At 64.5% G+C, this 24,073-nt stretch carries 22 protein-coding genes; 15 read left to right on the top strand and 7 right to left on the bottom strand.

Features of this window, described 5'->3' with window-relative positions; translation table 11 throughout:
• Positions 1–4 precede the first annotated feature (4 nt).
• Positions 5–586 carry a histidine phosphatase family protein gene (locus tag NKH70_RS01345; protein ID WP_352977136.1) on the bottom strand — a complete coding sequence of 194 codons (582 nt, stop codon included), beginning with the start codon at positions 584–586 and terminating at the stop codon, positions 5–7.
• Positions 587–819: 233 nt separating this feature from the next.
• Between NKH70_RS01345 and NKH70_RS01340 the strand changes: the two genes are divergently transcribed.
• The gene (locus NKH70_RS01340; RefSeq protein WP_352977114.1) at positions 820–2,223 is read left to right on the top strand and encodes an MATE family efflux transporter; all 1,404 of its coding nucleotides are present in this window, start codon (positions 820–822) and stop codon (positions 2,221–2,223) included.
• A gap of 16 nt (positions 2,224–2,239) precedes the next feature.
• Here the strand turns inward: NKH70_RS01340 and NKH70_RS01335 are convergent, their stop codons facing one another.
• From NKH70_RS01335 to speB, 4 genes are all read right to left on the bottom strand, one after another.
• Positions 2,240–2,887 carry an amino acid ABC transporter permease gene (locus NKH70_RS01335; RefSeq protein ID WP_023722520.1) on the bottom strand — a complete coding sequence of 216 codons (648 nt, stop codon included), beginning with the start codon at positions 2,885–2,887 and terminating at the stop codon, positions 2,240–2,242.
• On the bottom strand, positions 2,884–3,552 hold the full coding sequence (locus tag NKH70_RS01330; protein ID WP_352977113.1) for an amino acid ABC transporter permease: 669 nt from the start codon (positions 3,550–3,552) through the stop codon (positions 2,884–2,886). Before NKH70_RS01330 ends, NKH70_RS01335 begins: the two co-directional genes overlap by 4 nt.
• 6 nt (positions 3,553–3,558) lie before the next feature.
• Positions 3,559–4,368: a transporter substrate-binding domain-containing protein gene (locus NKH70_RS01325; protein WP_352977112.1), complete on the bottom strand. Its 810-nt coding sequence runs from the start codon at positions 4,366–4,368 to the stop codon at positions 3,559–3,561.
• A gap of 135 nt (positions 4,369–4,503) precedes the next feature.
• The gene (gene speB / locus NKH70_RS01320; protein WP_023722517.1) at positions 4,504–5,565 is read right to left on the bottom strand and encodes an agmatinase; all 1,062 of its coding nucleotides are present in this window, start codon (positions 5,563–5,565) and stop codon (positions 4,504–4,506) included.
• Positions 5,566–5,746: 181 nt separating this feature from the next.
• On the opposite strand from speB, the gene gcvA reads away from it, so the two are divergent.
• The 8 genes from gcvA (at position 5,747) to NKH70_RS01280 (ending at position 14,659) form a co-directional block, all read left to right on the top strand.
• Positions 5,747–6,724 (top strand): transcriptional regulator GcvA, encoded by a 978-nt coding sequence (gcvA, locus tag NKH70_RS01315; RefSeq protein WP_352977111.1) that lies wholly within the window; start codon positions 5,747–5,749, stop codon positions 6,722–6,724.
• A gap of 194 nt (positions 6,725–6,918) precedes the next feature.
• On the top strand, positions 6,919–8,223 hold the full coding sequence (gene pncB / locus NKH70_RS01310; RefSeq protein WP_292662367.1) for a nicotinate phosphoribosyltransferase: 1,305 nt from the start codon (positions 6,919–6,921) through the stop codon (positions 8,221–8,223).
• A gap of 176 nt (positions 8,224–8,399) precedes the next feature.
• Entirely contained in the window at positions 8,400–9,842 is a 1,443-nt protein-coding gene (locus tag NKH70_RS01305) for a hypothetical protein (RefSeq protein WP_352977110.1), read from the top strand.
• A gap of 162 nt (positions 9,843–10,004) precedes the next feature.
• On the top strand, positions 10,005–11,309 hold the full coding sequence (locus NKH70_RS01300; RefSeq protein ID WP_352977109.1) for an ABC transporter substrate-binding protein: 1,305 nt from the start codon (positions 10,005–10,007) through the stop codon (positions 11,307–11,309).
• 72 nt (positions 11,310–11,381) lie between these two features.
• The gene (locus NKH70_RS01295) at positions 11,382–12,263 is read left to right on the top strand and encodes a branched-chain amino acid ABC transporter permease (RefSeq protein WP_352977108.1); all 882 of its coding nucleotides are present in this window, start codon (positions 11,382–11,384) and stop codon (positions 12,261–12,263) included.
• A complete protein-coding gene (locus NKH70_RS01290) occupies positions 12,260–13,222 on the top strand; it encodes a branched-chain amino acid ABC transporter permease (protein WP_352977107.1) in 963 nt (320 codons plus the stop codon). Before NKH70_RS01295 ends, NKH70_RS01290 begins: the two co-directional genes overlap by 4 nt.
• Positions 13,219–13,947: an ABC transporter ATP-binding protein gene (locus tag NKH70_RS01285; RefSeq protein ID WP_352911854.1), complete on the top strand. Its 729-nt coding sequence runs from the start codon at positions 13,219–13,221 to the stop codon at positions 13,945–13,947. The genes NKH70_RS01290 and NKH70_RS01285 overlap by 4 nt, the downstream gene beginning before the upstream one ends.
• Positions 13,940–14,659 carry an ABC transporter ATP-binding protein gene (locus NKH70_RS01280; protein WP_352977106.1) on the top strand — a complete coding sequence of 240 codons (720 nt, stop codon included), beginning with the start codon at positions 13,940–13,942 and terminating at the stop codon, positions 14,657–14,659. Before NKH70_RS01285 ends, NKH70_RS01280 begins: the two co-directional genes overlap by 8 nt.
• Here NKH70_RS01280 and NKH70_RS01275 read toward each other — a convergent pair whose 3' ends face one another.
• Together NKH70_RS01275 and pncA are read right to left on the bottom strand one after the other, a co-directional pair.
• Positions 14,660–16,087 carry a sodium:proton antiporter gene (locus NKH70_RS01275; RefSeq protein ID WP_352977105.1) on the bottom strand — a complete coding sequence of 476 codons (1,428 nt, stop codon included), beginning with the start codon at positions 16,085–16,087 and terminating at the stop codon, positions 14,660–14,662.
• A gap of 40 nt (positions 16,088–16,127) precedes the next feature.
• Positions 16,128–16,727 (bottom strand): bifunctional nicotinamidase/pyrazinamidase, encoded by a 600-nt coding sequence (gene pncA, locus NKH70_RS01270; RefSeq protein ID WP_352490552.1) that lies wholly within the window; start codon positions 16,725–16,727, stop codon positions 16,128–16,130.
• Positions 16,728–16,999: 272 nt separating this feature from the next.
• On the opposite strand from pncA, the gene NKH70_RS01265 reads away from it, so the two are divergent.
• The 6 genes from NKH70_RS01265 to NKH70_RS01240 are packed head-to-tail and all read left to right on the top strand — an operon-like array spanning position 17,000 to position 24,061.
• Positions 17,000–17,860, top strand: a complete 861-nt coding sequence (locus NKH70_RS01265) for an FAD binding domain-containing protein (protein ID WP_352977104.1) — start codon at positions 17,000–17,002, stop codon at positions 17,858–17,860.
• Positions 17,860–20,613, top strand: coding sequence for a molybdopterin-dependent oxidoreductase (locus NKH70_RS01260; protein WP_352977103.1), 2,754 nt, complete (start codon positions 17,860–17,862; stop codon positions 20,611–20,613). Before NKH70_RS01265 ends, NKH70_RS01260 begins: the two co-directional genes overlap by 1 nt.
• Positions 20,610–22,154 (top strand): 6-hydroxynicotinate reductase, encoded by a 1,545-nt coding sequence (locus NKH70_RS01255; protein ID WP_352977102.1) that lies wholly within the window; start codon positions 20,610–20,612, stop codon positions 22,152–22,154. The genes NKH70_RS01260 and NKH70_RS01255 overlap by 4 nt, the downstream gene beginning before the upstream one ends.
• Positions 22,151–23,026, top strand: coding sequence for a UPF0280 family protein (locus tag NKH70_RS01250; protein WP_352977101.1), 876 nt, complete (start codon positions 22,151–22,153; stop codon positions 23,024–23,026). Before NKH70_RS01255 ends, NKH70_RS01250 begins: the two co-directional genes overlap by 4 nt.
• On the top strand, positions 23,019–23,603 hold the full coding sequence (locus tag NKH70_RS01245; protein WP_353024774.1) for an amino acid synthesis family protein: 585 nt from the start codon (positions 23,019–23,021) through the stop codon (positions 23,601–23,603). The genes NKH70_RS01250 and NKH70_RS01245 overlap by 8 nt, the downstream gene beginning before the upstream one ends.
• Positions 23,600–24,061: a MarR family winged helix-turn-helix transcriptional regulator gene (locus NKH70_RS01240; protein WP_352490575.1), complete on the top strand. Its 462-nt coding sequence runs from the start codon at positions 23,600–23,602 to the stop codon at positions 24,059–24,061. Before NKH70_RS01245 ends, NKH70_RS01240 begins: the two co-directional genes overlap by 4 nt.
• Positions 24,062–24,073 lie beyond the last annotated feature (12 nt).

The following is a 24,073-nucleotide window of genomic DNA, read 5'->3' as shown; positions in this document are numbered from 1 at the left end:
GCCGCTATCTCTGGTTCCAGCGCCGGATAACCGGCTCATCAAGGTCGTGCTCATAACCAAGCACGCTCACGCTGGCGGTATCCAGCACGAAAAGCGCGCCGTCTTGCGGCGGCAGGCCGAGCCAGCGTGCGGCCAGCACCCGCAGGAAATGCGAGCTTGAGAAGATCAGGACGTTGCTGCCGGCCTCGCGCAACTGGCTGACGATCCGGTCCGCTCTCGAGCCGACATCCACGGCGGGCTCGCCGCGCGGGCAGCCGTCGCGAAAAAGCCGCCAGCCGGGACGCTCGGCGAGGATTTGCTTGGTGGTCAATCCCTCATAGGCACCATAATCCCACTCCGCCAGATCGTCCTTCTTCACGCCTGACGCGCCGAAGCCGGCCAGCGCACAGGTGTTGAAGGCGCGCTGCGACGGGCTCGACCACACCGCCGAGAAGGACAGGCCCTTGAGCCGCTCAGCGACGCGCCTCGCCGCGTCCTCGCCGGCCGGCGTCAGCGGTATGTCGGTACGGCCGGTATGTTTCCCGGACGCACTCCATTCCGTCTCGCCATGCCGAACCAGATAGATTTCGGGAAACGCGCTCATCAGGGTGCCTTTCAAATGAATCCGCCGTGACCATAGCGGCTTCCATAGCCTCTCCAATAGCGTGCATTGAGCCGACTGGCTTAACCCTTCCGCAGGTCAGCCTCTTGCCACCGGTGCCCATTTGATAGACAAACCCGTCGTAATGCGGAATCCGGCCGATCTTGGCCATTTTCCGCGCTGAGACGCGGCTTCCGGCTCTTGCCGACGTGCCGCAATCGGATAGGCGGAAAACTAGAATGTCTGCGATCGAAGCCGACGCTCGCGCGCCGGAAAACCTTTGGCGTCGGGAAATCAGGGCGATGCTGGCGCTCGCCTGGCCGATGGTGCTGACCAATCTCGGCCAGACCGCGATGACGGCCACCGACGTCATGATGATGGGGCGGCTCGGACCGGACACGTTGGCCAGCGGTGCGCTTGGCGCCAATCTCTATTTCATGCCGCTCATCTTCGGGCTCGGCCTGATGCTGGCGACCTCTCCGATGATGGCGACCGAGCTTGGCCGCCGCCGCCACTCGGTGCGCGACCTGCGCCGCACCGTGCGCCAGGGTCTGTGGCTGGCGATCCTCATTTGCATTCCGATCTGGGTCTTTCTCTGGCACGGCGAGGCCGTGTTGCTGGCCATGGGTCAGGAACCGGCACTGGCGCATCAGGCCGGCATCTATCTGCGCTGGCTCGAATGGGCGGTGCTGCCCTTTTTCGGCTACATCGTCCTGCGCTCGTTCATTTCGGCGCTGGAGCGGCCGGGCTGGGCGCTGATCATCGTCTTCGTTGCCGTCGCCTGCAATGCCTTTTTCAACTGGCTGTTCATGTTCGGCAATCTCGGCATCCAATCGATGGGCATCGCCGGCTCCGGCCTTGCCACCACTCTGTCCAGCACGCTGATGTTCGCCGGCATGGCGGCGGTGGTGATGCTTGAGAAGAAATTCCGGCGCTATCGTCTGTTCGGACGCTTCTGGCGCGCTGACTGGCCGCGCTTCAAGGGCCTGCTGCGGCTCGGCCTGCCGATCGCCGGCCTGCTGGCCTTCGAGGTGACGATCTTCAACGCGGCGGCCTTTCTCATGGGCCTGATCGATGCGGCTTCGCTTGCCGCCCATGCGATCGCCATCCAGATCGCCTCGATCACCTTCATGGTGCCGCTCGGCCTCAACCAGGCCGTGACGGTGCGCGTCGGACTTGCCCACGGCGCCGGCAATCCGGAAGGTGTCAGCCGGGCTGGCTGGACCGCCTATGTCGTCGGTGTCTCCTTCATGGCGCTGATGGGGCTAGTGATGATCCTGTGGCCGCATGTCTTGATCGGCGCCTTCATCGATCTGGGCAATCCGGCTAATGCCGAGGTGGTGGCGCTTGCCGTGTCGTTCCTCGCTTTTGCCGCGCTGTTCCAGGTTTTTGACGGCGCGCAGGCGGTCGCCAGCGGCATGCTGCGCGGCCTGCACGACACCAAGGTGCCGATGATCTATGCCGCGATCGGCTATTGGGGCATCGGCCTGCCGCTCGGCGTGCTGCTGGCCTTCCATTTCGGCTTCAATGGCGTCGGCATCTGGATCGGCCTGTCGTCGGGACTGGCGGTGGTGGCGGCGCTCTTGCTGGGGCGCTGGCTGCGGCGCGACCGTATAGCGCCGTCTCTGGTATTCGGGCGTTGAATTGCTGGTCGCCCGCTCAGCGGGCCGCCGCCCGCTGCTCGAGCGAACGTGCATATTGCGTCAGCGGAAAGCACATGACGAAGAAGATCAGCGCTACCAGCCCATAGACTTTGAACGGTTCGAACGTCGCATTGTTGATCGCGTTGGATGTCCTCACCAGCTCCTCGAAACCGATGATCGAGGTCAGCGCGGTCGACTTGATCAGCTGCACCAGGAAGCCGACGGTCGGCGCGCGGGTGATCGAAAACGCCTGAGGCAAGATGATTAGCCGGAGTTCCTGCAGATAGTGCAGGCCGAGGCTGGCGCCGGCGTCCCACTGGCCGCGCGGCAGTGCATCGACGCCGCCGCGCCAGATCTCGGCGAGATAGGCGCTGGCAAAGAAGGTCAGGCCAAGCACCGCCGCGGTCCACGGCTCGATGCGCAGGCCCAGCATCGGCAAGCCGAAGAACATCAGGAAGAGCTGCATCAGCAGCGGCGTGCCCTGGAAAAGCGCGATGTAGCCGGAGGCAAACCGGCGCGCCCATTTATTCTTGGCGATGCGGAAGAACAGCACGATCATGCCGACCACGGCCCCGCCGACAAAGGCAGCCAACGACAAGAGCACCGTCCAGCGCGCCGCCAGCAGCAGGTTGCGCAGAATGTCCCAGAAGGTGAATTCGATCATGACACGCCGGCTCCAAGAAGCCGGCGCCCGCCGCCGACCAGCAGCCGGCGCAGCCCAATCGACAGGATGAGATAGACCATCGTCACCACGAAATAGGTCTCGAAAGCCCGGAACGTGCGCGCCTGCAGCATGTCGGCTTCATAGGTCAGCTCGCGCACCGCGATCTGCGACACCACGGCGGATTCCAGCATCATGATGACGATCTGGCTGGTCAGCGCCGGATAGATCACCTTGAGCGCCTGCGGCAGCACGATCTTGACGAAGACCTGGCGCGGCCTGAGGCCAAGCGCCAGTGCCGCTTCCGTCTGCCCGGGCGGCACCGCGTCGAGCCCGGCGCCGACGATCTCGATCGTGTAGGCCGCCATGTTGAGCGTCATCGCCAGCATGGCTGCCAGCACCGGATCTAGCCTGACGCCGATGCTGGGCAGCCCGAAGAAGATGAAGAACAGCTGCACCAGGAAAGGCGTGTTGCGGATCACCTCGACATAGACGCCGATCGCCCGCTTGAGCAGGAGCGGACCGTTCCGCCGCCCCGCCGCGCCGAGGATGCTGAGCAACGTTCCCGCCAGCGTGGTCACGGCGATCAACAGGATCGTCGTGGCCGCGCCGCGCGCGATCGCCCCTGTCGCCCCGGCAAGCCAGCCGAAGTCGAGGCTATAGGTCACTGGCCGTCAATCCTTGAGATTGGCGGGATCGAGCGGCGTCTTCAGCCAGGCCTTCGAGCTTTCGTCCAGTCTGCCGTCGGCCAGCATCTTGGCAACCGCATCGTTGACCGCTTGCTTGAGGCGGTCTTCCTTCTTGTTGAGGCCGATATGCGAGGGCGAGGTGAGAAGCTGGAATTTCTGTTCCGGCTTCAGCGCCTCCTGACGGGCGAGCACCTGGGCGCCGACATCGTTGCCGACCACCATCAGCTGGGTCTGGCCCGAGATGAAGGCCTGGATGACGGAATTGTAGTTGTCGAAGCGGCGGATGTCGGCCGAGGCGGGTGCTGCCTCGGTCAGCGAGCTGTCCTCCAGCGTGCCGCGATTGACGGCGATCGACTTGTCGGCAAGGTCTTCCTTGCCTTTGACGGCAAGCGCGGCCGGGCCGATCACGGCGATGTAGTAGGGTGCGTAGGCGGCGGCGAAATCGATCACCTGCTCACGCTCCTTGGAATAGCCGACACTCATCAGCAGGTCGACGCGCTTGTCGGTCAGGTACGGGATGCGGTTCTGGCCGGTCACGCTGACCAGATTGAGCTTGACCTTGAGCTGGTCGGCGATGGATTGCGCCACGTCGATGTCGTAGCCCTTGATGCTCATATCGGCGCTGGCCGAGGAGAAGGGCGGGAAATCGGAAAAGATGCCAACATTGATCGCGCCGGCCTTGGCGATGTCGTCGATCGCGTCGGCATTGACGGCCTGGGTGGTGAAACCAAGGCCGGTCGCGCCGAGCATCAGCACGGCGGCGATGGATGATTTGAGCTTCATGTGAAGTGTCATTGTCATTCCCCTGCTGGAAGCTTGTTTGTTTGGTGCAACCGCCGGCTCCAGCGCGGCGGTCGCCTTTGGATTCTCTAGTGAACCATGATCGTCTCCGAAAACCGGTTCCCACTTTTCGGATCATGGTCGAGCGTGTCAGCCCGCCTTGCCGGTGATTGCCGGGCTGAAGACCATCAAGCTGAGGATCTCGAACAGCACCTGCGCGCCGGCATGCGCCGTGTTGGTGGTCGCGTCGTACTGCGGTGCCACCTCGACGACGTCGCCGCCGACGATGTTGAGGCCTTTCAGGCCGCGCAGCAGCTCGAGCACTTCGCGCGTCGTCAGCCCGCCGACTTCCGGTGTGCCGGTGCCCGGCGCGAAGGCCGGATCGACGCTGTCGATGTCGAACGAGACATAGGTCGGCCCGTCGCCGACTATTCTGCGCGCCTTCTCGATAATGGCGGGGATGCCGAGGCCGGTCACCTCTTCGGCATGCACCACGGTCATGCCGGACTCATAGGTGAACTCCCAAAGGTATTCGGCCGAGCCGCGAATGCCGATCTGGATGGTGCGGCTCGGGTCGAGCACGCCGTCCAGCACCGCGTTGCGGAATGGCCCGCCATGGTGGAACTTGGTCATGTCGAACAAGCCGCTGGTATCGCAATGGGCGTCGATATGGATCATGCCCACCGGCGCCTTCTTGCCGACAGCCTTCAGGATCGGGTGGCTGATCGAATGGTCGCCGCCGACAGACAAGGGCAGCACGCCGGCGTCGACGATCTGGTTGGTGCGGCGTTCGATGTCGTCATGGCTGGTCTCCAGCCGGTAGCGGCTCTGGAACGGCACGTCGCCGATGTCGGCGACCTTCAGCTCATGCGTCGGCGCGCATTCCAGCACATGGTTGTAGGGGCCGATGCGCTCGATGGCGCGCAGCGCCCTTGGCCCGAAGCGGGCGCCCGGCCGGTTGGTGACGCCAAGATCCATCGGCACGCCGATCATCGCCACCTGCAGATCGCCGAAATCCGGATTGTCGGCGGCGATTTCACGATAGGGCGCCGCGAGGAAGGTCGGGATGCCGGAATAGGGCGCCAGCCGCGTGCCGGTCTTGGAGAAGATCTTGTCGGCGACACGCTGGAATTTCGGGTCGAACATTTCGCCGCCATGGCTCTCGCCATATTTGCGGCGCAACGCTTCGAGCTTGCCGCGGTCATAACCCATGTCGGTCCTCCATGGCTGGTGCAGCGCGGACGGCGGCCTCGATAGCCGCAGCCGTTGGCTGCCTGCAGATTTCACGTCTTGATGCAAGGCTTGGGCAAAGTGTCCTGTAGCTGCATTGAAAAATCAATTGATATTGTTAGGGTGTTCGCTGTGAGAAAATCTCACAGAGCCTAGGTTCCAAATGGCCAAGCGTTTGCCACCGCTCAACCCGCTGCGCGCCTTCGAGGCGACGGCGCGCCATGCCTCGCTGACCAAGGCGGCGGCCGAGCTGAACGTCACCCACGGCGCCATCAGCCATCAGATCAAGGCGCTCGAGCAATCATTGGGCGTCAAGCTGTTCGAGCGTGCCGGCCAGCGGGTGAAGCTGACGCCGCACGGCGCCGAATTGCTGCCGGCGGTGTCGACCGCCTTCGACGGCATTGCCGCCGCCACGCAGCGCATGACGAGGCCGGCCAGCACCGGCGCGCTGTCGGTATCCTGCGTGCCGGCGCTGCTGTTGCTATGGATGATCCCGCGGCTGGGCAGCTTCACCTCGCAATATCCGGATATCAGGCTGACGCTGATCCCATCCAATGACGCCAAGGACGTCCGCGCCCCGCACATCGATGTCTGCGTGCACTATGGTGACGGCAGCTGGACCGATTGCTGGATGCGCAAATGGTCGGGTCTCGAACTGTTCCCGGTGGTCAGTCCGACGCTGATCAACAACCGCCCGATCCGCACCGTCCGCGACCTCGCCGATCACGTCTTCCTGCATGGCGACGACGGCCGCGAATGGCACACCTGGCTGGCCGCCGCCGACGCGCTGGACCTGGAGCGCGGCCGCCGCCACCATCTTGGCGACGCGCGCATGGCGACCGAGGCCGCGGTCCACGGCCATGGCGTGGCGCTCGGCGACACAGTGACCGCGAGCGGACTGCTCGCCAGGGGTCTACTTGTCGCCCCGTTCAGCCTTTCCGTGCCGGCGGTCGACGATTTCTATGTCGTCTGCCGCAACGAGATGCGGTCGGCGCCGATCGTGCAATTGTTCATCGACTGGCTGTTTGCCGAGAAAGAGCAGGCCGACCGCCGCGCCGATGCGCCGGTGGCGGGCCGCATCATCGGCACTCGTCGCAAGCGTCCGGCGCTCAAGGTGGTCGGCGCCAAGACCGCATCCTGAGGTCGACACTGCCGCGGGCGCCGCTTGCCGCAGGGACTTCTTTTTGTCGGGCCAGTCCGCAAAGCGGGAGGCGCTTTCAAAAATTCGATGCTAAGAGGCATTTGGAGCAATTCCAGGAAAAGTGCGCAGCGGTTTTCCGTCCGGAATTGCGCTAGACAAAAAGCTAGAGCGAGCAGCGAAGGCGGCATTGAGCGATGGCAAAGACCGATATAGCGCGGCGCGTCTACAACCACACCTGGAAGCTCGACCCGATCGTCCGCAGCCTGCTGGACACCGATTTCTACAAGCTTCTGATGCTGCAGATGATCTGGGGCATGTATCCCAAGGTCGACACCACCTTCTCGCTGATCAACCGGACCACCTCGGTCCGCCTTGCCGAGGAGATTGACGAGACGGAGCTGCGCGAGCAACTCGACCATGCCCGTACGCTGCGTTTCTCGAAGAAAGAGATGATCTGGCTCGGCGGCAACACCTTCTATGGCCGCAAGCAGATATTCGAACCGGAATTCCTCGCCTGGCTGGAAAATTTCCGGCTGCCCGAATACGAGCTTTCCAAGCGCGACGGCCAATACGAACTCGCCTTCAGCGGTCCGTGGATGTACACGACGCTGTGGGAGATCCCGGCGCTGGCAATTATCAATGAACTTCGATCTCGCGCGGCCATGCGGGCGTTCGGGCCGTTCGCGCTCGACGTGCTATATGCCCGCGCTAAGGCCAAGATGTGGGCCAAGACCGAGCGGCTGAAGGCGCTGCCCGGCATCCGCATCTCGGATTTCGGCACCCGCCGCCGTCATTCTTTCCTGTGGCAGCGCTGGTGCGTCGAAGCGTTGAAGGAGGGCATCGGCGAGGCCTTCACCGGCACCTCCAACGTGCTGCTCGCCATGGACAACGATCTCGAGGCGCTCGGCACCAATGCGCATGAACTGCCGATGGTGTTCGCCGCGCTCACCAATTCGGAAAAGGAATTGAAACAGTCGCCCTACAACGTGCTGCAGGACTGGCAGCGCTACTACGGCGGCAATTTGCTGATCGTGCTGCCGGACACCTTCGGCACCGCGGCGTTCCTGCGCGATGCGCCGGACTGGGTCGCCGACTGGACCGGGTTCCGCCCCGACAGCGCGCCGCCGATCGAGGGCGGCGAGAAGATCATTTCCTGGTGGCGCGAAAAGGGCAAGGACCCCAAGCAGAAGCTGCTCATCTTCTCCGACGGGCTTGAGGTCGAGACCATCGAGGAGACCTACCGCCACTTCCGCGGCAAGGTGCGCATGTCCTTCGGCTGGGGCACCAACCTGACCAACGACTTCGAAGGCTGTGCACCGACGGAGACCAACCGGCTCGACGCCATCTCGCTCGTCTGCAAGGTCACAGAAGCCAACGGCAGGCCGGCGGTCAAGCTTTCCGACAATCCGGCCAAGTCGACAGGCGACGAGAAAGAGATCGAGCGCTATTTGCGCATCTTCGGCCAGAAGGACCGCGTGGAGCAGCTGGTGAAGGTGTGAGGGCCGACAAGAAGTATTTCTTGGAAAGCATGAGTTCCCGCCCACCCCCCTCTGTCCTGCCGGACATCTCCCCCTCAAGGGGGGAGATTGGCTCTCATCTCCGCTTTGGCCAACCCTCAACAAGGCAAGAAAAGCGCCGGCCGATTCAACCGCCAATCTCCCCCCTTGAGGGGGAGATGTCCGGCAGGACAGAGGGGGGCGCCGTAGAGCGCTGCATTTCTGCAATCAGGCTCTTTCCCGGCCCCATCGCTTCCTTGGCTCTCCTGTCGCCCACTCCCGCCTTCGCTCATGCCTCCGACCGCGGCCACGTCCTGCTCCTTCCCACCGGCTACTACGTCGCCGGCGGCGCGCTCGCCGTTGCCGCCAGCTTCCTGATCCTGGCTCTGCTCCCGCCGGACTCCCTCGACCGCTTCTGGCGCAAACGCCTGCCGCTTTTCGCCTTCGGCGACGGCGCGCGGACCGCCGTCAGCCTGGTATCCTTTGCCGGCTTTGCAATTCTGATTGCCGCCGGCCTGTTCGGCAGCCGCGACCCGCTTTCCAACCCGCTGCCGCTGACCATCTGGACGCTGCTCTGGGTTGGCCTGGCTCTGCTGCAGGGGCTCGCCGGCGATCTCTGGTCGTGGCTCAATCCCTGGTACGGACCGTGCCGCGTCGTCTCGCGCCTGCTAGGTGGCAAGGAGCCGCGGCGGCTCCCATCACGGCTCGGCTATTGGCCGGCTTTCGTGCTGTTCTTCGCCTTCGCCTGGTTCGAGCTTATCGACCCGGCGCCCGACGATCCGGCGCGGCTGGCCTGGGCCGCCGGCGTCTACTGGCTGCTGAGTTTCGCCGCCATGCAGGTCTTCGGCTACCGCGACTGGAGCCTGCGCGGTGAGTTCCTGACCGTGTTCTTTTCCATGGTAGCGCACTTCGCCATCGTCGAGCGTAACGAGGACGGCCGGCTCAAACTCTGCTGGCCGGGCGCCAAGCTGCTTGGTGCCGCGCCGCTACCGCTCAGCGGCGTCGCTTTCCTGCTGCTTGCGCTGTCGTCGGTGTCCTTCGACGGCCTGTCGAAAACCTTCTTCTGGCTAGGCTGGTTCGGCATCAATCCGCTGGAGTTTCCTGGACGCACCGCCTTGATCGGCATCGGCAGTTTCGGCCTTGTGCTGAGCTTTGTCGTGCTTGCGGCCGTGTTCGCGCTTGCTGTCTTTCTTGGCCACCATCTGGCCGGCAGCAAGCATTCGCTCGGTCACGCCGCCGGGCTTTTGGTCTGGTCGATTGTGCCGATCGCGCTCGCCTACCACTTCGCGCACTATCTGACGGCGCTGCTGGTCGACGGCCAATATGCGATTGCCGCTCTCTCCGACCCGTTTGCGCTGGGCTGGAACCTGTTCGGTACCGCCGACATGCCAATAGAAGCCGGCGTTGTCGCCGGCGCCGGTTCGGCGTGCTGGCTGTGGAACCTCCAGGCCGGCGTCATCATAGCCGGCCACATGTTTGCAGTGCTTGTCGCCCATGGCTTGGCCTCGCGGCTGCATCCCGTTCCCGCTCGCGCCGCGCTCAGCCAGTTCCCGCTCACCGTGCTGATGATCGCCTACACCGTCCTCGGCTTGTGGCTGCTTGCCACGCCGAGCGCCGGATGAACGAGGTGCGCGATGGCCGTCAATCGAACCTTGGGGAAAGCTCGCTTGCCACGTCAGAGCTTTGGTGATTTAGTTTGTACACATGCAATTTTCGGCCCTCTTAACAAGAGTGGCCCGCCTGCTACAGCCATTGGTCAAAGCTCATAAACAAGGGGAACTGCCGTGACTGACAAGAATGGGTTTTTCGATCTCTCCAGATACGCTCTCACCCGCCGCACGGCGCTGAAGGGCCTTGCCGCCGGCGCCGGTCTTGCCGTCGCGCCGGGTTTCGTGCGTTACAGCCAGGCGCAGAGCTCGGCGCCGATCAAGATCGGCTTCCAGTCGCACCGCACCGGCATCGGCGCCGCCTATGGCCGCTGGTACGAGAAGACCACGGCGGCTGCAGTCAAGGCGATCAACGATGCCGGCGGCATCAACGGCCGGCCGGTCGAGGTGATCATCGAGGATGACGGCACCGATCCCGGCCGGGGCGCTGAAGTCGTCGGCAAGTTCGCCTCCCAGCACAAGACCGACATCGTCTACGGCACGCTGTTTTCGCATGTCGTCATCGGCTCGGCGCCGGCCGCCGGAGAGGCCAAGATGCCCTATTTCGTTGTCAGCGAAGGCCACCACGTCGCCTCGACCAAGTTGAACCGCTACGTCTTCCAGCCCGGCATCACCGACGTGAAGAGCCAGATCCAGTCGATGGCGCCATGGATTGCCGCCAACGCCGGCAAGAAGGTGACGCAGATATTCCCCGATTTCGCCTTCGGCTACGATCATCGCGACTACCTGCCGCCGGCGCTGAAGGCGCAAGGCGCCGAGGTTATCGCCCAGATCGCGATTCCGCCGACGGAATCCTCCTTCACCAAATATTTCCCGCAGATCCCCGCAGAGACCGAGGTGATCTACCACGTCATGGTCGGTCCGGCGGTGCTCACCTTCGTCAAGGAGCTCGGCGAGTTCTACGGCTCCAATCGGCCGCAGCTGTTCGGCTTCATCGATTCGCTCGAAGCCACCGACATCAACAGCCCCGGCCTCGAATTCCTCGACGGCAGCCATTTCTGGGAAGGTTCGCCGCGTTATGCGCAGCCCGATGACTCCCCTGCGCAGAAGGCCTACCGCGCCGCCGTCGGCATCGACGACAATGGTGCCGCTGTCGGCGATCCCAAGGACGTCTCCACCGCCGCACATATGTTCGGCTGCTGGGAAACGCTCTACGTCGTCAAGAAGGCGATGGAAGACGCCGGCTACAAGGGCCCGGAAGACCGCGCCAAGCTGGTCGAGGCGACCGAGGCGTTGACCGAGTTCGCCGAGGGGCCGGAGCACCCGCAGGGGCCGAAAACCTTCAACGGCAAGATCCACCAGTGTTTTGGTATCCAGAACATCTCCAAGGTCGAAGGCGGCCGGCTGAATGTCGTCCACAAGACCAAGATCGAGGACGGCCTCTACGAGCCGGAAGGGGATTACACGACGCAGGCGCTGTGAGCTCGGTTCTTTAGTCACAGTGCGCTTCGCCAGAGGGGGGCGCTCTGGGCATCTCCCTTGGGCGCGTAATCGATGCACTTCGGACCCCACCTGCTCCTCGCTGCCCTCGAAGGCCTCGTCACCTCCGCCGTCCTGGCGCTGACGGCGCTTGGCCTGTCGCTGGTGTTCGGCGTCATGCGCATCGTCAATGTCGCGCATGGCGAGTTCTTCATGCTGGGCGCGGTGCTTGCCTGGGCGATCTCTACGGCGATATCCGGCCATCCGGCGCTCGGCTTCCTGGCAGCCCTGGTGCTGGCGCCGCTGATCGTTGGCCTGATCGCGCTGGTCGCCGAACGGCTGGTGCTGCGCCGGCTCAACTACAACCCGGAAGCCACCATCGTCGCCACCATCGGCATGCTCTACATCATCCAGCAACTGGCGCTGACCTTCTACGGCCCGGAGGCGCGGCCGGTGGAGCCGCCGTTCAGCTACCGCATCCTTCTGCCGTGGTTCGGCTATTCCGGCTACAAGCTGTCGATCATCGCCGCGTCGGCGCTGCTTCTGGTCGCGACCTGGCTGATGCTGACGCGCACGAAAATCGGCCTCATCATGCGCGCCACGCAATATGACAGCGAGACGGCGCAGGCCTTCGGCATTCCGGTGACCAGAGTCTATGCCGGCGTCTTCGCCCTCGGCGCCATGCTGGCGGCTGTGGCCGCGGTGCTGATCGTGCCGATCAGCCAGGCGCATTATCTGATGGGACAAGACCCGCTGTTGCTGTCGTTCATCGTCGTCATCATCGGCGGCCTCGGCTCGCTGCGCGGCACGGTCGTCGCCGCGGTGCTGATCGGCCTTTCCGACGGCATCATCTCGGTGTTCTTCTCGCCGACGCTGGCCAAGATCATCGCCACCTTGCTTGTCGCCATGGTGCTGGTGTTCCGGCCGCAGGGCCTGTTCGGGATGGCATCGCGATGAAGGATGCATCGCCGGCAAAGCCATATGCGCTGCATCTCGGCGTCATCGCCCTGCTTTTCGGGCTTAGCTTCGTCCTGCCGGATTACCATCACGGCCTGCTCGCCCGCATCATGGTGCTGGCGGTCTTCGCCATGGGCTACAATCTGCTGTTCGGCTATGTCGGGCTGCTCAGCCTCGGCCATGCCATGTTCTTTTCGGCCGGGCTCTATGGCGCCGGCCTTGCCGTCATCCATCTCGGCTGGAGCGTGCCGGCCGCCTTCGCAGCCGGGCTTGCCTGCGGCGCGCTGCTTGCGCTGGTGATCGGGCTGCTGGCGCTGCGCACCTCCGGCGTCGCCTTCATGATCGTCACCATGATGTTCGCGCAGGTATTCTATCTCGTCATCCTCTATCTCGCCGCCTGGACCGGCGGCGACCAGGGCATGGTCGTACCGCAGGCAATGCGGGTCCTGGTCCTGGGCAGCACGTCGCTCGACCTCACCAACCCGACCGTGCGCTATATGAGCGCGCTGACGCTGTTCTCGATCGTGCTGCTTATAAGCCTGGCCATAGTCCGCTCCGGCTATGGCCGCGTGCTGGTCGCCATCCGCGAGAACGAGGAGCGGACCAAGATGCTTGGCTACGATACGTTTTCCAACAAGCTCGCCGCCGTCGTCATCTCAGGCAGCATCTGCGCGGCTTCTGGCGCGGCCTATGCGCTGCTGTTCGGCTATGTCGGCTCGAGCTTCGCCTCGGTGCAGTATTCCATCCTGCCGCTGCTCTGGGTGCTGCTGGGCGGTGCTGCCACCACGCTCGGTCCGCTGATCGGCACGCTGTTCATGTATTATGTCATCGACGTTGCCAGCGGCTACACCTCCTCCTATCTGCTGATCGTCGGCATAGCGCTCATCCTGCTGGTGCTGTTCTTCCCGAAAGGCATTCTCGGCAGCATCCGCCAGCGCTGGCTCGGGTGGTTGCCATGATGCCGCTTTTGACGACCAAAGGCCTGTCCCGCAGTTTCGGCGGCTTGCGCGCCGTCGACGGCGTCGACTTCGCGCTGATGCCGGGCGAGATCCGCGCCGTCATCGGCCCCAACGGTGCCGGCAAGACCACCTTCGTCAGCCTGGTCAGCGGCCGCATCCAGCCGTCGTCGGGCACGATCGTCTTCGACGGCGCCGACATCACCAATCTGCCGGCCTACGCCAGGGTTCGCCTTGGCATCGCCTACACGTTCCAGATCACCAGCGTCTTTGCCAATCTCAGCGCCTACGACAATGTTGCCCTGCCGGTGCAGCGCACGCTGACCGACGGCCGCTCGAAGGGTGCTGTTCACATCGGCGTCATGGCGGCGCTCGAGCGCACCGGCCTTGCCGATCGGGCGCAAATGCCGGCCGGGCAATTGTCCTACGGTCACCAGCGGTTGCTGGAAGTGGCGATGGGGCTGGCACTGAAGCCGCGGCTGCTGATCCTCGACGAACCGACGCAAGGGCTGGCCGACAGTGAGATCGACAATTTCATCGAGCTGGTGCGCGAGATCGCCGATAGCGCCACCGTGCTTTTGATCGAGCACAACATGCCGGTGGTCATGCAGCTCGCCGACCGCATCACCGTCTTCAACGCCGGCAGGATTTTAGCTGAAGGCACGCCCGAGCAGATCCGCGCCAATGCCGCGGTGCAGGACGCCTATCTGGGGACCACCCATGGCTGAGGCCCAGTCCAAGGCACTGACGATCTCCGGACTTGATTGCTTCTATGGCGAGGTCCAGGTGCTCTATGGCCTCGATCTCGTGTTGAACGAGGGCGAGGTGCTCTGCCTGTTCGGCCGCAACGGCGCCGGCAAGACGACGACGCTGAAGGCGATCATGGGCCTGGTGCCGGCAAGGTCCGGCTCGATCCGGCTCGAAGGGCGGGAATTGACCGGCTTGCCGGCGCACGAGGTGCCCAAGGCCGGCGTCGCCTACGTGCCGCAGGGCCGGCGGCTGTTCGCCGAGATGACGGTGGCTGAAAACATCGAGATCGGCCTGATGGCCCGCAACAAGGGCAGGGCGACGCGCGAAAACGTGCTCGATCTTTTCCCGCTGCTGCGCCAGCGCCTCAGGCAGCGTTCCGGCACGCTGTCCGGCGGCGAGCAGCAGATGCTGGCCATGGCCCGCGCCCTGTGTCTGGAACCGCAGGTGCTCCTGCTCGACGAGCCGACCGAAGGGCTGATGCCGTCGATGATCGCCAAGATCCGCGAAACCGTGTCGAAACTGCGTGCGCTTGGCGTGTCGACAATTCTTGTCGAGCAGCGCGTCGATGCCGTGCTGTCGGTTGCAGACCGCGTTTGCTTCATCGAAAACGGCCGCAACCGCGAGACGGTCGATGTCGAGGAACTGCGTGCCGATCCCTCCGCGGTCCGTCGCTATGTCGGCGTCGGCTGATCAGGCAAAGAACAGCAAGCCGGCGAGCAGGAAAGTCGGGATCAGCACGGCGCCTGACCACGCCATGTAGCCAAAGAAGCTCGGCATCTTGATCCCGCGATGCCGGGCAATGGCATAGACCATGAAATTCGGCGCATTGCCGACATAGGTGTTGGCGCCCATGAATACCGCGCCGGCCGAGATCGCCGCCAGCGTCGAGGCGAGCTCGGTCATCAGATGCTGCGCATCGCCGCCCGCTAGCTCGAAGAACACCAGATAGGTCGGCGCATTGTCGAGGAAGGACGACAGCGCCCCGGTCAGCCAGAAATAGGCAAGGTTGTCGGGCGCGCCGGTCGGCGAACTGACCAGCAGCACCAACGGCGCCAGCGCGCCGTCGAGGCCGGCCCGCAATATGGCGACGACCGGCACGATGCAGATGAAGATGCTGGCGAACAGCTTCGCCACCTCGGCGATCGGCCCCCAGTTGAAGGCGTTTGCGCCGCGAAACTCCTTCGGCGAGACGACAAGCGACGTGAAGGCCAGTATTAGGATGGCGGCGTCGCGCACCAGATTCTGCAGCTCGAGGCTGACGCCCTGGAAAGCGAAGCTCACTCCCGGCTTCCAGGCAGCGGAAATCAGGATCGCGGCGATCACCCCGGCCAGCAGCGGGATGTTGGCCAGGCCACGAATGCGCACCTTGCTGTCGGGCGTCGGATCCTTGATCTTCGGCGCGCCTTCCTCGCGGTGATGCATGATGATGTCGATCGCCAGGAAAACCACCAGCACCACGCCGGCGACGAACAGCGTCTCGGGCAACAGGTGAACTGTCGTCCAGAAGAAATCGACGCCGCGCAGAAAGCCGACGAACAGCGGCGGATCGCCGAGCGGCGTCAGCGACCCGCCGATGTTGGACACCAGGAAGATGAAGAAGATGACGACATGGGCGTTGAAGCGCCGGTTGTCGTTGGCGCGGATGAGCGGCCGGATCAGGATCATTGAGGCGCCGGTTGTGCCAATGACCGAAGCAAGCACCGCGCCGCCCAGCAACAGCCCGGCATTGACCAGCGGCGTGCCGTGTATGTTGCCGGCAACGAAGATGCCGCCCGAAATGGTGAACAGCGCAAACAGCAGGATGATGAACGACATGTATTCGGTGAGCAGCGCATGCAGCACCGCCTGCGTGGCCGACGGGATGCCGAAGGCGATGGCCAGCGGCCCGATCACCAACGCTGCCCAGAAGGCAGCGATCTTGCCGTAATGGTGCTCCCAGGCATGATGGAAGAGCAACGGGCCGGTCGCGATGCAAAGCAATAGCCCGGCAAACGGCAGCACCCACCACAGCGACATGGCGGCGCCCGGCAATTCGTGCGCTTCGGCCGCGAGAACCGCTCCCGGAGAAAAGATTGCGGCAATAAGTGCAGCACTTGCCGTCAACGCCGCAAACCGCATGAAGCCCCTCAAAAGTCTGTCAGCTTCGGCTGGATGACGTTCAAATCAGTGCCACGCCGGCATCGCGCATCCGGCCCAGCATCCTCTCCACGGAGCCGTTGAGATCGATGCCGCGGCAGGCGTCGAGCCGCACGGACGTCGCAAAACCGAGCTTGACCGCGTCGAGCGCCGAAAAGGCGACGCAGAAATCCGTCGCCAGGCCGACCAGGGTCAGCGTCTCGATGTTCCGATCCCGAAGATAGCCGGCAAGGCCGGTCGGCGTCGTCCGGTCGTTCTCGAAGAATGCCGAATAGCTGTCGATCGCAGGACGGAACCCCTTGCGGATCACCAGCTCGGCCTTGCTCCAGGCGAGGCCCGAATGGAAATCCGATCCCAGGCTGCCCTGGATGCAGTGATCCGGCCACAGCGTCTGGTGGCCATAAGGCACATCGATTGTTTCGAACGGTTGCTTGCCGGGATGGCTGGAGGCGAAGCTCGAATGGCCGGCGGGGTGCCAGTCCTGCGTCAGCAGGACGTGCTCGGTCCGCCGGATCAGGTCATTGACCAACGGCACGATTTCGTCGCCACCGGCCACTTCCAGGGCGCCACCCGGGCAGAAGTCGTTCTGCAGGTCGATGACGACAAGCGCTTCGTCGGCCATGGAGCCTCCTTATTTTCTTGGTCTTGAGCTTAGGCTCCAATGAAAACGCGACCGGACGCAGAAACTTGACCAGATGGCCGGCTGCGTCAACCTCTCACGGCATAACAAATGCGTTCCGGGCGCACCGGTGCCCATAGCCGTGCAAACTCTGGCTTTGACAATTCCTGCCGGCTTGATATCATTTGCATACGAATGAATTTCCTGCCTTGCATGCTCGGGAAAATCTTTCGGCAGGATCCCCTCTCGGGAAGCCCATTCTGGGAAGGCAAAGCGTGATCCGTTACGCAAAACCCACCACGGTCGACGACGCCCTCGCTTTGCTGGGCGAAGGGCAATGGCGCATCCTCGCCGGCGGCACCGATTTTTATCCTGCACAGGGCAGGAAGCCTTTCCGCGACAATATCCTCGACATCAATGGCTTGGCGGCATTGCGCGGCGTTGCCGAAGCCGAGAACTATTGGCTCATTGGCGCGCGCACCACCTGGACCGATCTCGTCCGCCATCCGCTGCCGGCGGCTTTCGACGCGCTGAAGCAGGCGGCGCGGGAAGTCGGCTCAGTGCAGATCCAGAACGTTGCCTCGATTGCCGGCAATCTTTGCAATGCCTCGCCGGCCGCCGACGGCGCGCCGGCGCTGCTGGTGCTCGACGCCGAAGTCGAACTGCGTTCCGCGGTGGCGACCCGGCATCTGCCCCTTGCAGAATTCATCCTCGGCAACCGTCGCACCGCACTGCAGCCCGGCGAAATGGTCACGGCAATCCGCATTCCCAAACCCGCGACCGCCGGCAGCTCCGCATTCGTGAAACTCGGCGCGCGGCGTTATCTCGTCATCTCCATCGCCATGGCCGCCGCACGCCTGGCCGTCGAAGATGGTGTCGTCAGGAACGCGGCCGTCGCCGTCGGTTCCTGCTCGGTCGTCGCCAGGCGCCTGGTGGGTGTCGAGGCGGCGCTGCGCGGCCGGCCCGTCGGCCACGCGATGGCCACTGCGATCCAATCCGCACCGATGGACGAGCTGTCGCCGATCGGGGACGTGCGCGGCAGCGCCGAATATCGGCTGGATGCAGCGCGCGAGATCGTCGCCCGCGCCGTGCTTGGTGCGGTGGGCGCTGTTCCCGACGAAAGGGCGGCGGCCTGATGGGCATGGAGCGCGCCGACATCGCCTTCGAGGTCAACGGCGCCGCCGTCAGCGTTTGCGTGCCGCCGGTGCGACGGCTGTCCGCGGTGTTGCGCGACGAGCTGCAGCTGACCGGCACCAAGATCGGCTGCGATGCCGGCGATTGCGGCGCCTGCACGGTGCTGGTCGACGGCGAGCCGGTCTGCGCTTGCCTGATGCCCGCGGCTTCCGCCTCCGGCACCGTGGTGACGACCGTCGAAGGTCTCGGCGATGGCCGGCTGTCGGCGCTGCAGGCCTCGTTTCTCAGCCATGGCGCAGCACAATGCGGCGCCTGCACGCCCGGCCTGCTGGTCGCCGCAACGGCACTCCTGGACAGGACGCCTTACCCGAGCGAGGCCGAAACGCAGGATGCGCTGGGCGGCGTGCTCTGTCGCTGTACCGGCTACCGCAAGATCGTCGCCGCGGTGATGGATGCTTGGCGCCACGCCGACGGTCTCGATCAGCGCATGCCATCCTCTGGCCATGCCGTCGGCTCCTCTCCGATCCGCCTCGATGGCGTGCCGAAAGTCACCGGCGTCGAAAAATTCGGCGGCGATTCCTTTCCCGTGGATGCACTGTCGGTGCTGGTGGTCCGCTCGCCGCATTATCATGCCGCTTTCACTTTTGGCGATCTCGGCAGCTGGGTGAAATCCCGTCCCGGCATTGCCGGCGTCTTCACCGCTGCCGATATCCCGGGAAAGAATTGTTTCGGCGTCATCGCGCCCTTCGCCGACCAGCCGGCGCTGGCTGAAGGATTTTCGCGCTTTCGCGGCGAGGCGGTGGCGCTGATTGTCGGCGAATGCGAGGCTATCCTCGATCTCGACCTAGCCGATTTTCCGGTCAGTTGGACCGAATTGCCGCATTTTCTGGAAACTGGCGAAGCACAGGCCGGCGGTGCGTCACTGGTCCATGAAAACCGGCCGTCGAACCTGCTCACCTCCGGCTTCGTCGAGCGTGGCGACCCGGAAGCCGCGCTTGCCGGTGCGGCTTTCGTCGTTTCCGGCGCCATCGACACCTCCTATGTCGAGCATGCCTATATCGAGCCGGAAGCCGGCTATGCCTTCATGGACGGCGACACGCTGGTCGTCGTCGCCTGCACGCAGGCCCCCTATATGGACCGTGACGACACGGCAAAAGTGCTCGGCCTTGCCCCGGAAAAGGTGCGCATCGTGCCGACCGCCACCGGCGGCGGCTTCGGCTCCAAGCTCGACGTCTCGCTGCAACCGCTCATCGGCCTCGTCGCCATGAAAACCGGCCGGTCGGCGGCGCTCGCCTATACCCGCACCGAATCGATGATCTCGACCACCAAGCGCCATCCCGCTCAGATGAGAGCGAGCATCGGCGCCGATGCCGACGGCCGCATCACCGGAATGGTCTTCGCCGGCGATTTCAACACCGGCGCCTATGCCAGTTGGGGGCCGACGGTCGCCAACCGCGTGCCGGTGCACGCCTCCGGCCCCTATGCGACGCCGAACTATCGCGCCGAAGGCCGCGCCATCCACACCAATGGCCCGATTGCCGGCGCCTTTCGCGGCTTCGGCGTGCCGCAGGCGACGATCATGCAGGAGACCCTCTATGACGAATTGGCCGACAAGCTCGGCATGGATCGGCTCGACTTTCGCCTGAAGAACTGCCTTCGGAACGGATCCGAAACAGTTACCGGGCAGCGGCTCGAGTCGGGCGTCGGCATCGCCGACTGCCTGGAGGCCCTCCGCCCACAGTGGCAGCGTGCCCTTCGCGATGCCGAAGCGTTCAATGCCGGTAACAGCATCAAAAAACGCGGCGTCGGCGTGGCCTCTTGCTGGTACGGCTGCGGCAACACCTCGCTGCCCAATCCGTCGACCATCAAGGTCGGCATCTCGGTATCGGGCGAAGTCGTCCTGCATCAGGGCGCCGTCGATATCGGGCAGGGTTCGAACACTGTCATCGCGCAGATCTGCGCCGACGCGTTGGGTCTTCCGCTTGAAAAGCTCCGGCTGAAAGGCGCCGACACGGCGATCACCCCCGACGCCGGCAAGACCTCGGCCTCGCGCCAGACCTTCGTCACCGGCAAGGCCGCCGAAAAGGCCGGCCGCGCCTTGCGGGAGACCATACTGCGCTTCGCCAATGTCTCGGAAAAGGCGGCGATTGCGCTGGATGGCACAAGCCTGAGCATCAGGGAAGGCGAAGCGACGCGCCGCATCGATCTTTCCTCGCTGAAGGCAGACGCCGAAGGATTCGTCTTCCGGGCCGAGGAAAGCTACGACCCGCCGACGCAGCCGCTCGATGCTAAGGGCCAGGGCAAGCCTTACGCCGTCTATGGCTATGGCGCGCAGATCGCCGAACTCGAGGTCGACCTCAAACTCGGCACGGTGAAATTGATAAAGATCACCGCCGCGCACGATGTCGGCAAGGCCATCAACCCCTTGCTTGCCGAAGGCCAGATCGAGGGTGGCATCGCCCAAGGCATCGGCATGGCGCTGATGGAAGAATACATCCCCGGCCGCACCGAAAACCTGCACGACTATCTGATCCCGACGATCGGCGACGTGCCGCCGATCGAGACCATCTTGATAGAAGTTCCGGATCCGGAAGGACCCTTCGGGGCCAAGGGTTTGGGCGAGCATGTGCTGATCCCGACGGCGCCGGCGATCCTCAACGCCATCCGCCATGCCGCCGGTGTGCTGGTCACCAAAATTCCGGCGACGCCGACCCGCATCCGCGCCGCCATCCTCGACAAGGAGGCGCGCCGATGAGCGAGCTTGCCGAACGCTTCGAGACACACGATCCCGGCGAGAAGCTGGTGGCCGAGAAGATCCGCTGCGATGCCTGTCCGGTCATGTGCTACATCGCCGATGGCCGCACCGGCGCCTGCGATCGCTACGGCAATGTTGGCGGCAGGATCGTGCGGATGGACCCGCTGACCATCCTCGACCACGCGGCCGAGACAGGCGGCGCGGTCGTGCCCTTTGCCGAGGAAGGCAAGGGCTGGGACGGCGAACTGGTCAACACCGGCCGCCGCTTCGTCACCGCGATCGGCGCCGGCACCACCTATCCCGATTACAAGCCGGCACCCTTCATCGTCAGCCAGGAGGTCGAGGGCGTCGATCTGGTCACCGTCGTCACCGAGGGCATCTTCTCCTATTGCGGCGTCAAGGTGAAGGTCGACACCGACCGTCATATCGGCCCCGAAACGGCGACGGTCCGAGCCCAAGGCGAGGCGATCGGCCATGTCACGACCGGCGAATACGGCTCGCAGATGCTGTCGCTGGGCGGCGTGCATCATCTGACCGGCGGTTCGAAGGCTGAAGGGCGCGCCACCTGTGACGCCATGCTCAGCCTGTGCAACCGCAAGCCGGTCGAGCTCGTCATCGACGGCGGCGCCACCGTCATCGTCGAAGCCGGCAAACCGCCTGTCATCGACGGCAAGCTCGAGCAGCGCATGCGCGTCGGCTGCGGTTCGGCCACCATAGGCATGTTCGCCACCCAGTGGCGCGGCCTTGTCGACGAGGTGGTGGTGGTCGACGACCACATCACTGGCGTCGTCTCCGAGCATCAGGCCGGCAAGGTGCTTGGCTGGCAGGACACCGGCATCAAGATTATCGGCCGCCGTTCGACGCCGGGCCGTTATTTCAAGGTGTCGGAGCCCGGCCTCGGCTGGGGCGGCACCAGCATCTCCGACCCGCTGTCGATCCTTGGTGAATGGAACGCCAAAAAGGGTGCGCGCCCCGGCATGTCGCTGCTGATGGTCTCGACCACCGGTGAGCAATTCGCCTATTACGAGCTCGACGACGAATTGAAGCCGGTGCAGAAACCGTTCCCGGAGCGGCTGCGGAAGTCGGTTGAACTGATTGAGGACAATTGCGAGCCGGCGCTCTGCACCGTGCTTTTCGTCGGCGGCGCCGGCGGCTCGCTGCGCGCCGGCGTCACCGAGAACCCGGTCAATCTGACCCGCTCGGTGCAGGGCCTCAAGACCTATGTGACGGTCGGCGGCGCGCCGGTCTATGTCTGGCCGGGCGGCGGCATCACGCTGATGGTCGACGTCACCCGCGTGCCGGAAGGTGCCTTCGGCTATGTCCCGACGCCGGCGCTGGTGGCGCCGATCGAGTTCACCATGCGCCGCGACGATTATGTCAGGCTCGGCGGCTACGAAGCCGAAATCCGCAGCGTCGATGATATCCTGGCTAAGGGCGGCGAGTATCTCAACCCGCGCCGCGGCACGGCCGCACCCCGTGACAATCCCTGGCCGCCGCTGGCGCAGTTGCGTCGCGCGGCCGCAAACGGGGCCGGGCGATGAACGGCCCACAGGCGCATTGGCTCAAGGACGGCCGGCGACTTCACCTCAATCATGGGCCGATTGACCTGATCGTCGAGGCATTCGGCGAGGCGAATGAATGCAGCGCCGCATATCGCCAGGCAATGGCGCGCTTCCAGACAATCCTGGTTGAACTGGTCGAAGAGTTGCCCGGGCTGCGCTGCCCGGCCTCCTCGCAGCCCCGTGCTTTCGCAGGCCCGACGGCACGTCGCATGGAAGCGGCGGTCGTTCCGCTAGCGAAACAATTCATTACGCCGATGGCTGCCGTCGCCGGTTCGGTAGCCGACGAAGTGCTTGGCGCGCTGCTTGCCGGCCACCGGCTCGAGCGCGCCTATGTCAACAATGGCGGCGACAGCGCGATCTATCTCGGCCACGGGCAGTCGATGACGCTTGCCATTGCCGGGACAGGTCATGGGTTGGCAGATCGTCTCACGATCCGCGCCGAAGACGGGATCCGCGGTGTCGCGACAAGCGGCTGGCGCGGCCGCTCCTTTTCGCTGGGCATCGCCGACGCGGTCACGGTGCTGGCGCGAACGGGTGCTGAAGCCGATGGCGCCGCGACCTTGATCGCCAACGCCGTCGATCTGCCCGGTCATCCGGCCGTTAGGCGCGTACGGGCGCGCGATCTCGCACCTGACAGCGACCTCGGCGACCGTTTGGTGACACAGGGCGTCGGGCCGCTTTCCGCCGCTGAAATCGCTATTGCGCTGGAAGGCGGATTTGCCGTTGCCGAGGAGTTTCGGCGGCGCGGCCTGATTGCCGCCGCGGCGCTTTTCCTCGGCGGTCAGGTGCGCATCGCAGGTCCGATGGCGCTCGCCAACAAAGTTTTAGAGAGGGAAATTGCTCATGCCTGAGTTTCCGATCCGCAAGATCGCCGTGCTGACCGAAGAGATTTTTCACGAAGGCGGGCCGATGGCGAAGGTGCCGCGGCGCCGCGCCGCGGCCATGGCTGTGGTGAAGAACCCGTTCGCCGGCCGTTACGTCGAGGAACTGCAGAGCGCCATGGAGGATCTGAAGCCGCTCGGGCTGCTACTCTCCGACAGGCTCATTGCCGCATTGGGCGGCGACGTCAAACAGATCGACGGTTACGGCAAGGGCGCCATCGTCGGCATGGCGGGCGAGCTGGAGCATGGCGCGCTGTGGCATGTGCCGGGCGGCTATGCCATGCGCGAGCGGCTCGGCGACGCCAAGGCGATCGTGCCGTCGGCAAAGAAGGTCGGCGCCTTCGGCGCGCGGCTCGATGTGCCGCTCGGCCACATCAACGCCGCCTATGTGCGCAGCCATTTCGACGCCATGGAAATCGGCATCAGCGATGGTCCGCGTCCTGACGAGATCCTGTTTGGCCTCGCCATGACCTGCGGCCCGCGCGTGCACGACCGCATGGGCGGGCTGGCGGCCAAGGACATCAAGGCATGGGATGGGCTGCGGTGAGCGCCGAGGACAATCTGCTCAAGCTGGTCGAGGCCGAGGAGCCTGACGAAAACGACTATCGCTTGCAGGAGCAGGTCGGCTTCATTCTGCGCAAGGCGCATCAGCGCCACGTCTCGATCTTCGCCGCACATATCGCCGATCTGACGCCGCCGCAATTTGCCGCTCTGGCCAAATTGCGCGACGTCGGCGAGACCTCGCAGAACCAGCTTGGCAGCCTGATCGCCATGGATGCGGCGACGGTGAAGGGCGTCATCGACCGGCTGAAAGCGCGTGGCTTTGTCGAACTTAGCAAGCACGAAGTCGACAAACGGCGCCTGCTGGTCAGTCTGACGGCCGAGGGGCGCGACGCGATCGAGCGGCTGATCCCGCTTGCCCGCGAGATTACGCAGGAAACGCTGGCGCCGCTTTCCGCCAGGGAAGCGGCCATTTTCATGAAGCTGCTGGCCAAGCTGGCTTAATCTGCTGCCTGC

Origin of the sequence: Mesorhizobium sp. M0991, assembly GCF_040318915.1 — a bacterium.
Classification (GTDB): Bacteria; Pseudomonadota; Alphaproteobacteria; order Rhizobiales; family Rhizobiaceae; genus Mesorhizobium.
The sequence above is the reverse complement of the archived record's forward strand: the minus strand, read 5'-3'. Positions and strand labels throughout refer to the sequence as shown.